The organism is Maricaulis maris (assembly GCF_049116555.1).
GTDB classification, from domain to species: domain Bacteria; phylum Pseudomonadota; class Alphaproteobacteria; order Caulobacterales; family Maricaulaceae; genus Maricaulis; species Maricaulis maris_C.
In genome coordinates this window covers 65,734-77,042 of sequence record NZ_JAGDYT010000008.1, presented here as the reverse complement: position 1 = coordinate 77,042, position 11,309 = coordinate 65,734, and the positions used below count along the sequence as shown (strand labels likewise).

9 protein-coding genes are annotated in these 11,309 nt (G+C 60.5%); 2 read left to right on the top strand and 7 right to left on the bottom strand.

The features are described 5' to 3' along the window. Position 1: 1 nt before the first annotated feature. Both JXQ94_RS10980 and JXQ94_RS10975 read right to left on the bottom strand, forming a co-directional pair. Positions 2-976 carry an alpha/beta hydrolase gene (locus JXQ94_RS10980; RefSeq protein WP_421923830.1) on the bottom strand — a complete coding sequence of 325 codons (975 nt, stop codon included), beginning with the start codon at positions 974-976 and terminating at the stop codon, positions 2-4. An 81-nt stretch (positions 977-1,057) separates the two neighbouring features. Beyond that, positions 1,058-3,817 carry a TonB-dependent receptor gene (locus tag JXQ94_RS10975; RefSeq protein ID WP_421923829.1) on the bottom strand — a complete coding sequence of 920 codons (2,760 nt, stop codon included), beginning with the start codon at positions 3,815-3,817 and terminating at the stop codon, positions 1,058-1,060. Between the two features lie 73 nt (positions 3,818-3,890). On the opposite strand from JXQ94_RS10975, the gene JXQ94_RS10970 reads away from it, so the two are divergent. Next, positions 3,891-4,073, top strand: a complete 183-nt coding sequence (locus JXQ94_RS10970; RefSeq protein ID WP_421923828.1) for a hypothetical protein — start codon at positions 3,891-3,893, stop codon at positions 4,071-4,073. A gap of 87 nt (positions 4,074-4,160) precedes the next feature. After that, a complete protein-coding gene (locus JXQ94_RS10965; RefSeq protein WP_421923827.1) occupies positions 4,161-5,570 on the top strand; it encodes a mannitol dehydrogenase family protein in 1,410 nt (469 codons plus the stop codon). 47 nt (positions 5,571-5,617) lie between these two features. Here JXQ94_RS10965 and JXQ94_RS10960 read toward each other — a convergent pair whose 3' ends face one another. The 5 genes from JXQ94_RS10960 to JXQ94_RS10940 all read right to left on the bottom strand — a co-directional run bounded on the left by JXQ94_RS10960 (position 5,618) and on the right by JXQ94_RS10940 (position 11,298). Continuing rightward, positions 5,618-7,360 carry an acyl-CoA dehydrogenase gene (locus JXQ94_RS10960; RefSeq protein ID WP_421923826.1) on the bottom strand — a complete coding sequence of 581 codons (1,743 nt, stop codon included), beginning with the start codon at positions 7,358-7,360 and terminating at the stop codon, positions 5,618-5,620. Positions 7,361-7,392: 32 nt separating this feature from the next. Continuing rightward, the gene (locus JXQ94_RS10955; RefSeq protein WP_421923825.1) at positions 7,393-8,319 is read right to left on the bottom strand and encodes an alpha/beta hydrolase; all 927 of its coding nucleotides are present in this window, start codon (positions 8,317-8,319) and stop codon (positions 7,393-7,395) included. A gap of 95 nt (positions 8,320-8,414) precedes the next feature. Beyond that, a complete protein-coding gene (locus tag JXQ94_RS10950; RefSeq protein WP_421923824.1) occupies positions 8,415-9,212 on the bottom strand; it encodes an SDR family oxidoreductase in 798 nt (265 codons plus the stop codon). A 14-nt stretch (positions 9,213-9,226) separates the two neighbouring features. After that, a complete protein-coding gene (locus JXQ94_RS10945) occupies positions 9,227-10,492 on the bottom strand; it encodes a 3-hydroxyacyl-CoA dehydrogenase NAD-binding domain-containing protein (RefSeq protein WP_421923823.1) in 1,266 nt (421 codons plus the stop codon). After that, on the bottom strand, positions 10,489-11,298 hold the full coding sequence (locus JXQ94_RS10940; protein ID WP_421923822.1) for an acetoacetate decarboxylase family protein: 810 nt from the start codon (positions 11,296-11,298) through the stop codon (positions 10,489-10,491). Before JXQ94_RS10940 ends, JXQ94_RS10945 begins: the two co-directional genes overlap by 4 nt. Positions 11,299-11,309: the final 11 nt, after the last annotated feature.

The following is an 11,309-nucleotide window of genomic DNA, read 5'->3' as shown; positions in this document are numbered from 1 at the left end:
GCTAGTCAGCCAGAAAACCGCCACGCTCCATCCAGGCGAGCACCAGGTCCGGCCAGTCGCCGACTGGCAGGCCTTCAGCGAAACGGATGCCAAAGCCGTGTCCGCCCTCAGCAAAAACATGCATCTCGACGGGCACCCCACGTGCGCGATTGGCCCTGAACAGGTCCAGCGAGTTCTCGACCGGCACCGCCAAATCGTCGGCGGCATGGAGCAGGAAAAGGGGCGGCGCGTCGGACCTCGCTGCTGAAACGAGGTCGTGGGTCGCCACCGTCGCGGGATCCGGATGCTCGCCGATCAGCCGGTTCCTTGATCCTGTATGGACAGCCGGTCCACTCATCCGGCTGACCGGATAGACCAGCACGGCAAAGTCCGGGCGGGCCGGGACGTCATCCACGGTGTCGCGCTGATCGTAGACGCCGGCATCGAAGCGGGTCGCCAGCGACCCCGCCAGATGGCCGCCGGCCGAGAATCCGATGACGCCAACCCTCGCCGGATCGACGGTCGCATCCACGGCGCCGGACCGGATCAGGCGCAGCGCTCGCTGGGCATCCTGCAAGGGAACATTCTGCCCCTGCTCATGACCTTCATCAGGCAGGCGGTAGAGCAGAACAAACACGGTCACGCCCGCCTGATTGAAGCGCTCCGCACTCTCGATGCCTTCCTTGTCGATCACCACGCGCTGATAGCCGCCCCCGGGCAGCAAGAGCAGGGCTGCGCCGTTCGGCCGTTCCGGCTGGAAAACAAGCAGCCGGGGCTGCGTGATCCCGACGGCATAACGATCGCGAATTCGGTCGGGCTCCCCGGACCGCTCCGTGATCACCTCTTCAAGGCGGGATTCGATTTCCGCCGTGCCTGGCGCGCCAAGATGCCCCCAGATGACGATCTGGGCATCCGGATTGCGATGTTGGGCCTCTGCGGTCCAACCCCCACACACCACCGAGATCGCGCCCAGCGTCCAGGACAACCATGTCTTCATGCCGACCTCCGCCGCAAACAATACGGCCCGGCGCAGTCGAAACTGCGCCGGGCCATTTTGAGTTCCGGATAGTCCCGCCGACTAGAAAGTGGCGCGAATTCCGAACAGGAATTCGGTACCCGTGTGATGATAGACGTTGGGCAGATTGCCCGCATCGAAGATCTGTTGCTCGAACTCATCGGTCAGATTGATCGCCTCAAAGGTCAGGTCGATCATGTCATTGACCATGTAGGACGAGGCGAAATCGAGGTTGAAGCTGGAGTCGACGCCGCGTTCGTCACGGCCCGTGCTCGAGCTCGCCCGTCGCGTGACATAGGCATCACGATAGGCTGAGGAGATCCGCGCCGAGAGCCGCTCATTCTCATAGTAGAGAGTGGCGTTGTAGGCGTTCGGCGAGAAGCCGATGATCTCGTCACTGTCGACATAGGTGTAGTTGCCCTGGAAGCCGAAATTGTGGAACGGCTCCGGCAGGAAGGTGAAGGGCTGTTGGTAGGCCACTTCAAAGCCCTGCACCGAGGCACTGCCCCCGTTTGAGACCTGGCTGATTTCGACAAGCGGATCACCGCCAGCCTGGATCAGATTGAACAGCGGGCTCGAGGCCGGCGGAAGATTGGCCGGCAGACCGGACTGGCTGAACGCAACCTCAACCGACTGGGAGGAGGTGAAGAAGCTGGACACATCCTTGTAGAAGAGGCTGACAGCGAAGAGGGCTTCATTGTCGAAATACCATTCGAACGACGCGTCATAGGTGGTCGCCCGATAGGGATCGAGACCCGGATTACCGGCATTGTAGCGGAAGGGAGGTCCGTTGAAGCTGTCCAGCGAGCCACCGGGTGTGAGATTGCCCAGTGAAGGACGCGCCATCACCTTGGCAACACCAAAGCGGATCAGGAAATCTTCGGTCATCTCGAAAGTCAGGTTGAGAGACGGCAGAGTGTCTTCATAGCTGCGCTCGACCGTGACTTCCGTACCGCTGACCAGGCCCGTCGCAGTCGTTGTCGTTTCGACATAGCGGACACCGACATCACCACGAACCGGAATATCGCCGAGTTGCGTATTGAAGTCAGCCTGGAAGAACGCCCCGAGGTCTTCCTCGCTCACTGCCCGCTGATTGCCGGACCGAACCGTTCCGGGGATGTTGTAAATACCGGCCGCCGCTGCAGCCGCCTGAATGTTTGGAACAATCCAAGCGGTGTCGTTGCCGGTTGGCATGCCGAGATCATTACCGAAACCCGTCAGGGTCGTGAACAGGCCGGCCGTAATCGGCAGACCGGTTGCCCCGGCCGGGCAGGAGACACCCGGGAGAGCACAGACGATAGATCCGTTGGTGCTTTCGCGGCGCGCTTCACGGCTTTCAAAGTCATACTGTTTGAAATTGATCCCACCGGACAGGGTCCAGGTTTCATCCGCATCAAACTCGAGGCTGGCCGAGAAGGTGTCGAAGCTGTTGCTGACCGACTGAGGCCGATCCCGGATTTCGGTGAAGGCAAACTGGCTCGGATCCGTCACGTCGAGAGACCCGAAATCAATCGCAGGCGTATTGATGTTGTTGCGGAAATCGTAGGAGTAGCCCGTCACATCACCGACAGCATCAAACAGGATGGTTGTCTGGATTGGATTATCGAAATCAGAGGTCACCGTTCCGGCGAGGAAGTTGCCGCGCAGGCGATCAGAGAAGTCATGATCCACATTCAGGGTGAACTGGGTGAATTCCGTCGACAGCTCGTCATACCGGCCTTCCGAGCGGATCGGGTGGGTGCCATTTGAATTGGCGCTGATGTCGAACGTACCCGAGTCCATGATGTTCAAGCCGCTGTTGAGGGTCACAGAATTGACATCGATCTGACCCTCCTGGCTGCGGAAGAACACTTCCAGGAAGTTTTCTGTCCGGGTGGCGTCGAAGCTGGAGTACAACGCATCCAGCGATACCGTGGTGCGTTCGCTCGGGCGGAATTGCAGACCCCCCGTAATCCCCAGGCGCTCCTGCTCATTGGTCAGGCGACCATAGCGCGGAATGCGTGGGTGATAGACCCGGGAGTTGGTATCGATGCTCGCACAATCCGGACCGGCCGGGCAGGCGGCACCGTTCACGGACCGGAAATTCCCATCCTGCCAGCGGACGGTCGAGAAACCTTCCTCGATAATCGTGCGGTCCGAGAACGCGACTGACAGGTTTGCGCCAAACGTCTCGTCCGGATTGACCCAGGACATAAGGCCGGCCAGACGGGGACTGGCTTCCTCGGACAGGCTATTATAGCCGATCTGGCCTGAGAAGGCTGCGGTCAGACCCTCGCCATAGTCGAACGGCCGGGCTGTGCGCAGATCAACAGTTGCACCCAGCGAGCCCTCATCCATGGAAGCCGAGGTCGTCTTGGTGACGCGGATCTGGTTGAAGAGGTCCGACGCGAATGTATTGAAGTCGAAACCACGGCCGCGGTTTGACCCGCCCGAAGCATCAGAACCGCCAGTCGTGGACAGCGCTTCCATACCGTTGATGCGGACACGGGTGAAATCGGCACCGAGACCGCGAACCGTGATCTGGCGCCCCTCACCAGCCACACGATTGATCGAGATGCCCGGGATGCGCTGAATTGACTCGGCGAGGTTCAGGTCGGGAAATGCGGCGATATCCTCTGCCACAATCGCATCGACAACCCCGTTTGAATCGCGCTTCACATCGAGCGCCTGCGCCAAACTGCTTCTGAAACCCTGCACGACAATCACGTCGCTCTCTTGTGCCTGAGCGGCCGAGCCCAGAGTGGCTCCCAACACGAGGCTGGCAGTGGCACAGCCGGCCAGAAGGCGCAGCTTGCCTGTTGGCATATTTGAACGTCTCATCATTTCCTCCCCGCAGCGGCCGGTTTCCGGTCCGCGTGTGATATCTCGACCCCGAAGCAGTGCCAGGCGACTCGCTATGACACCGGTAGCATTTTTGTCTCGACCGATCCAGTTTCAAACGACGCTGAAACTGAACGCGGCCGGACCAGTTTGGATCGAGACCATGCTGCACAACAATGACACCGGTGGCAATTTGTTTTTCAAACTTTCCTTGCTGCGGCGCAGCAATGGCTGCCGCCTGCGCGTTCCCATCGACTGACACGCAAGCTGTCATGCCGGATCCGGACCCATTGCGAGCCCGGGGATATCGGCTATTCTGGATGAAGGTAACCGGTGTCATATATCAATGAAGCTCAACCTTTCCGCACTCGACCGCCTGCCGGCCCAGGCGCGTCGTCCCGCCTATATCCCGTCGCAACACGCTTGCGGCATCGTTCATCTGGGCGTTGGTGCATTCCACCGCGCCCATCAGGCGGTTTACACCGATGCGGCGATGAATGCGGGAGAGCGCAACTGGCGCATCATGGGCGTTTCCCTGCGCAGCCCCTCTGTCCGCGATCAGCTCAATCCCCAGGACGGGCTGTACACGGTCACCACGAAAAGTGAGGCCCGCCCGGAAGTTCGTGTGATTGGCGCGATCGCCGACGTCCTGGTCGCGCCGGAAGACCCCGCGGCCATCATCGGGGCCCTCGCCTCAACGGCAACGCGGATTGTCACGCTGACTGTGACCGAGAAAGGATACCACCAATCCGCTGGCGGTGGGCTCGACATGAATGCGCCGGCGATCGCGGCCGACCTCGCTCATTCGGGGCCCACCACGATTTTTGGCTTTCTTGCCGCCGGCCTGCACAGGCGACGGCAGGCATCCGCTGGCGGCCTCACCCTGCTGAGTTGCGACAACATGGCGGACAATGGCAAGAGCCTCGCCCGTTCGCTCAACGACTTCCTGGAACAGTATGACCCATCACTCGCCGACTGGGCGCGACGCACTTGCCGCTTCCCGTCATCCATGGTCGACAGGATCGTGCCGGCAACCACGGACGCCGACCGCAGGATGCTGAGCGAGACGTTCGGCCTCGAGGATTCGGGCGCGGTCTTCACCGAACCCTTCAGTCAATGGATCATCGAGGATGACTTCGTCGGGTCCCGGCCGGGATGGGAGCAGCATGGCGCCGAGCTGGTCAGCGATGTCGCGCCCTATGAAACCGCCAAACTGCGAATGCTCAACGGAGCCCATTCCGCCCTCGCCTATCTCGGCCTGGCAAAAGGCCTGAGCCTCGTTTCCGAGGCGATCGCAGACCCGCAAGTGGGGCCTCTGGCCCGACGCCTGATGCGCGAAGAGGCCGCCACCAGCTTCAGCCCGGCACCCGGCCAGAACCTGTCGCACTATGCCGACGAGCTGGACGCGCGTTTTGCCAACCCGGCCCTTCCCCATCGCCTGGTCCAGATTGCGATGGACGGATCCCAGAAGATTCCGCAACGCTGGCTCAGCACCTTGTCAGTCCACCAGGAAGCCGGACGTGACAGCCCGGCTCTCCTGCAGGCGCTGGCCGGCTGGATCCTGTATGTCCGCGGCACGTCCTGGGAGGTCGATGACCCGATGCGGGATCAACTGGCTCGCGCCTGGCAAAGCGCGGGTCATGCGGGAATCGCAAGCGCCCTGTTCGGCAGCAACGGACTTTTCAGCGAACACTGGATCGCCAGCGAGGCCACGCTCGAACATCTGGCCAAACATATCCGCACGGAAATGACCTGACCTGACCTGGTGCTGTCAGACCAAAGCGGACTGGTCTCGACTGCTCTCTAATCAAAAACGGCGGCAGGGGCCGCCGCGTGTACACAGGCGTGGGTATCGACCACATCGAGCCACGCACGAGCAATGGGTAGCTCGCTCTCGTAGAAGTACCGCAACACTTCCGCGTATCCGGCACAAGCGGCCGCGCCTGGCATCTGCTCAGCACGCAAAGCGAGATCGAGCCATAACCAGGCGGCAACACCATGACCAAACGCCCTGAGAAACATGGTTGCGTCATTATAGGCGCCGGCCCCGGGACGTTCGCTGAGTCGTTGCGTCACCGCTTCAACCTGCTCCCAGTAACTGCCCAGCCGGTCCGCCTGGTCCACAAACGTATCACGCGTACTGGCCTGATGGATTGTATCGGCTATTCGGGACTTCAGACCGTGCAACGCTGCGCCATCAGACCGCAAGATCTTGCGCCCAAGCAGATCAAGGGCCTGGATTCCGGCCGTTCCCTCATGGATCGCGTTCAGACGATTGTCTCGCCACACCTGCTCAACATCAAAATCTCGCGTGTAGCCGTAACCACCATGGACCTGGATTGCCAGATCATTGGCGACCAAACAGAACTCCGATGGCCAGCTTTTCGCGACAGGGGTCAGCAGCCCAAGAAGACTTCGGGCCTCATCGTCCGATTGTCCCTGAAGATGCGCACAATAGAGACAAATAGCGAGCGCTATCTCGGAATAGCTTTTCTGCTGCAGCAACATCCGGCGAACGTCCGGATGGTCGATAATCGCAACCGCTCCGGTCGAGGACTCGCCGAGCCTGCGCCCCTGTTTGCGCTCCTTAGCGTAAGTGACCGCGTGCCTGTATCCGCGATACCCCAGTGCAGCGGCACCAATACCAACGCCGATCCGCGCCTCATTCATCATCATGAACATTTGCGCCAGCCCCTCGCCCTCGCCGCCAACGCGCCAGCCAACCGCACCGTCTTGCTCACCGAAATTCAAAAGGCAGTTTGTTGTGCCCCGGTTACCCATCTTGTGATTCAGACCGGCGATGGCGATATCATTCCTGGACCCATCCGGCAGAATCTTGGGCACGATGAACAACGAGATTCCCCGGGTGCCGGACGGCAGATCGACCCCAGGTGCAGCCGCCTTGGCCAACACCAGATGGACGATATTTTCGCTGATGTCCTGATCACCGCCGGATATCCACATCTTGTTGCCAGTGATGCGATAGCGTGTCCCCAAGCCGTCATCCGCATCAAAAACCGCCCGCGAGGTGATATCACCAAGGCTGGACCCGGCCTGCGGCTCGGACAGGCACATTGTGCCAAACCATCGCCCCTCGATCTGGGGCAATGCAAATGTATTCACCTGTTCAGGTGAGCCAAACTCGCTGATCAACCGGGCGTTCGCCGCGGTCAGCAACGCATAGCCGGATGTGGCGACATTGGCAGACGCAAAAATCGCCTGAATTCCGGACGCAAGCGCGCCGGGAAGCCCCAGTCCACCATGCTCTTCCGGAAAACTGGCACCGAATAGTCCCAGCTCTGCATACTGATGCAGCGCCCTCGCGACTTCGGGCAAAACACGCGCACGGCCACCCTCCAATACTGGCTCGTGCTCATCTGCCTTTCTGTAGTGGGTCAGAAACGCGTCGCTCGCGAGCCGGCCAGCCATATCGAGGATGGCCAACGCAGTGTCGCGATCCACGGCGGCATTCTTGTCGATCTGAAGCCAGTCAAAAAGCTGGAACTCGAGCAGGTCACGGGAAATCAGGGGAGAGGACATGGACATGTTTCCTTGGAACATTTTCGAACTTCAACGGCTCAGGTGAGCGGCAAGGGCGATTGGGAGGGACCCGAGTGTGCTCTCATCGCCGCTCTCAGGGCTTTGAGACTGCAGGCCCGCGCTCGCCTTGCGACATCCGCGCCCCCGGCACAGTCGAAGGCATGAAAGCAGCCTTGATAGACGTGAAGCTCGACGGGAACGCCCGCGGCCTCCAGGCGCCGCGCATATTCAACATCTTCGTCACAAAACAGATCGAGGTCGCCGGTGAGGATGAATGTCGGCGGCAACCCGGCCAGGTCGACCGCCCGGGCCGCTGCGGCATAGCAGGAGACATCGTCATTGCCCGGTTCAGAACCAAGCCAGCTGGTCCAGCCGTAGTCATTGCTTTCCGGCGTCCAGATGAATTCCCCGACCCCCGGCCGGCTATTGGGCTGAAGACAGGTCCGGTCATCGATCATTGGATAGATGAGATGTTGGAATATCGGCAGCGGGCCGCCATGGTCGCGCAGATACAGGGCCAGCCCGGCTGCGAGTCCCCCGCCAGCGCTCTCACCCATCAAACCGATGCCGGCCGGGTCGAGACGCAAGGCGGATGCCTGCTCATGCATCCATCCAAACACCGCCAGACAATCATTCAAGGCGCCCGGGAAACGCGTTTCAGGCGCCAGTCGATAATCCACGGATATGACCACGCATTGCAGCGCCCAGGCCAATTGACGACACCGCGCGTCACTCGCTTTTGCACTGCCGCTGACAAACCCGCCACCATGAACATGCAGAATGGCTGGCAGAGCGCCCGCCACGCCTGCGGGACGGTGATAACGCACCGGCACAGGTCCCGTGCAGCGCATATCACCGGGAACGCGGTACCCGCGTGTCTCGACATGCTGGAGAGTCTCGACATCAACCGGCCAGGCCAGTGGGGCGGACCGTATCCGCTCGAGAATACCCGCGTGAAATGTCACGGTTGGTATCCTCTGCAGGAAGGGCAGAAGCTCCGGGTCAACATGTTGCTGGGCCGCAATGCGCTGGGTTGATCGACTGGTCATCGCTGGCCTGGTCAGCTTGAGGCTGACATCCCGCCATCCAACGGAATGATCGCGCCCGTGATGTAAGCTCCAGCGCGGGAGCACAGCCAGATGACTGTTCCGACAACATCGTCCGCCTCGCCAATACGCCCAAGGGGAATATTCTTTGCGAGTGCCTCGCGTTTTTCCTGCTCGTCTGTTGCAAATGCCATCATCCGGCTGGGAAACGGCCCCGGTGCTATCGCGTTGACCGTGACATGGCGCGGAGCAAGCTCATTGCTGAACAGACGCGTCAGGTGGTGCACAGCGCCCTTGCTGACAGTATAGCTGTAAGCACCCACACTATTGGTCACGCTTGGCGTTGCCCGTGTGCCCATGATGGATCCGAGATTGATGACACGGCTGGGCGTGTCAGAACTCGCCCGGCGTTCAAGCAGAGGCATCATGGCCCGCGTCAGATCCGCCAGCGCTGTGACATTCAATCCGAGCACCTTGTCCCAGCCACTGCGCGGAAAGTCATCGAAATCCGCACCCCAGGACGCACCGCTGTTATTGATCAGAATATCAACATGATCAGTCTCTTGCCTTATGGCTTGAACCAAATTCTCTGTCCCCTCCTCTGAGGACAAGTCCGCTTTTACGCTTACCACAGCGCCCGGGACGATCTCGTTCATTCGCTCGGCGAACGGGACCAGTACATCAGCTTTTCTCGAGGCAATGAAAACACGGCAACCGGCCCGAACGAGTCCCTCGGTGATCATGGCGCCAATGCCGGTGGCGCCACCGGTAACCAGGGCGGTCTTGCCCGTGACATCAAATAGCGAACCCATCCCTTGCCTCCCCGTCAGGCCGCGCTTGCCCAGGCAGAGGCCGTCAGGAATTGCTCCTGGGCATAAGCCGGCGCTGGATAAGTGTAAAAACCTGTATCAGCCTTCTCGCCGGCGCCGTGAGTGGCTATTCGTTTTCGAAGATACTCAATCAGCCGCGGATGATCGGCGGCCGGAACCATCGCCCCGGACACCGCGAAAAGAAGGGCCGCCCGGTCCAATCCGATCCTGTCGATCTCTCCAAAAGGACCGCGCGACTGCCCCGTTGCCCCCATCCAGGCCCGGTCGACATTCTCTGGGGACGCAACATCGTTACAGACAAGCAGAACGGCATTTTGCGTCCAGGCTGACACAAGTGCGTCACCCGCAGCACTGGTGGGCGATAGTTGCCCGAGGAAGTTTTGGCGCGCGTATGCCGGGTCTGGATAATTGTAGAACCCACCACCGGTCCGAACACCCTCGCGCCCGGTCCCGAGAACCGGTGCCATAAACGCCAGAATATCATCGCGCATGAAACGGGTGATCAGGTCATCCGGACGATTCCGCCATGCGCTGTAGATCAAGCCGAGACCAAAAAGATCCATCATGCCGAACGGTCCCATCGGGGATCCCGTCCGCAGCATCCAAGAGCGGTCTATATCGCGCACGCTGTCGGCGCCGGTGGCGGCCAGATAGAGCGCCGTGCCCAGCACAGGTCCGATCATCGCATTGAACACATACCCCTTGTTCTCGCGTTTCTGGACGAGCGGGAATCCGCCAATGTCGGCCACATAGGCCTGCAATCGAGCGATGGTCTGCGACGAGGTTCTCGGCCCACCGACGATGTCGAACAATTTGGCCCCGAGGTGAGAATGAAGCGCGGCAAAGCGTTCCCCGACTTTCAGCACACTCTCGATGTCCGAGCCGAGCAAGGCCGAGCTGTTCGTCGTCAGCAAGACCGTGTCATCGCATTCCGCCTCCAGCTGAGCAAAAACGCGGCGTTTCAACTCCAGGTCTTCAAACACCGACTCGCTGACGAGCCATGCCCCCTGAACGGCTCGGGCAAGGTCCGGCTCTACTCGAATGAGACCGAGGGCGCTTTGCACGGCGGCAGGCGCGCACAAACCGGCAGCGCCGAGCTGGCGGGCGGTTTCCTGCAGGCGCGCAGCTATCAGCCCGCGGGCGCTTTCAGACGCATCATGGATGACCGACGGATACCCTGCCAATGCGGCAAGGATAGCGTTGTAGCAACCCATCGCACCACCACCGACAAAGCAGATGCTTCCAACCTCTGCCCGGCTCATCGCAGGGGCCTTGTCGGTCGGTCAGGAACGATGAGATTGGTACTGCCCCGCGTAATGAGCGCCGGCCTCATCTCCAGCACCGGCAACTCCGACAGCGCATTGACAATATGGAATTGCGTCGGGTTTTCGTCCCAACGAAGTGAATTCCAGACCAGCTCTCCTTCGCCGATAAACAACTGGCGAATATGGTTCTCACTGGGGAAGGTGAAATAGCTGTCGAGACCGTCGCCAACCCCAGCCGTCGGCGGAATGTGGCGCCATCCCATCGGGTTGTCCTTTCCAGACCTCGCCGCATTGATCGCAGCAACCTCTTCCAGCGAGGGCGCACGCACTCCCGATACTTCGAGATCGACGATCTTGTTGCCGTACAGGCTGGCTCCGACACGCCAGCTTTCCGAATTGACTGTATGCTCCGGAATGTCGGCGAAAAGTTTGGGAATGCCCTGCAGCTCCCGTCCGGTCAGGATGGGGTCCGTCAGGTTTTCCCAGAGCACGAGACTATAACTGCCTTCCAGCTGCTCTTCCGGCCCGTCATAGACGACCGCAGCATTCGCGCCCAGCATGTTGTAACCCCGCCCAGCGAGCCAATCGACACGCTTGTTGCAGGCATAAATGACACTCACGACAGCTTCCTCGGCAACCCTGAAGCGTGGCGGCAAATACGCAGCCAGCGCCTCCGGGTCCGTTACAAATGAAAGCGTGATTGCCGTGACATCATGATACCAGCCAGATGTTCCCGGTCCGACATATCGCGGACCGAAATGGGCGGGCATCATGTAGCTCTTTCCGACATCAATTGAGAACATGGCTTTGAACC

Coding starts and splice junctions, on each gene's coding strand:
- JXQ94_RS10980 (WP_421923830.1), bottom strand. CDS start 976: ATGAAGACATGGTTGTCCTGGACGCTGGGCGCGATCTCGGTGGTGTGT.
- JXQ94_RS10975 (WP_421923829.1), bottom strand. CDS start 3,817: ATGATGAGACGTTCAAATATGCCAACAGGCAAGCTGCGCCTTCTGGCC.
- JXQ94_RS10970 (WP_421923828.1), top strand. CDS start 3,891: ATGACACCGGTAGCATTTTTGTCTCGACCGATCCAGTTTCAAACGACG.
- JXQ94_RS10965 (WP_421923827.1), top strand. CDS start 4,161: ATGAAGCTCAACCTTTCCGCACTCGACCGCCTGCCGGCCCAGGCGCGT.
- JXQ94_RS10960 (WP_421923826.1), bottom strand. CDS start 7,360: ATGTCCATGTCCTCTCCCCTGATTTCCCGTGACCTGCTCGAGTTCCAG.
- JXQ94_RS10950 (WP_421923824.1), bottom strand. CDS start 9,212: ATGGGTTCGCTATTTGATGTCACGGGCAAGACCGCCCTGGTTACCGGT.
- JXQ94_RS10945 (WP_421923823.1), bottom strand. CDS start 10,492: ATGAGCCGGGCAGAGGTTGGAAGCATCTGCTTTGTCGGTGGTGGTGCG.
- JXQ94_RS10940 (WP_421923822.1), bottom strand. CDS start 11,298: ATGTTCTCAATTGATGTCGGAAAGAGCTACATGATGCCCGCCCATTTC.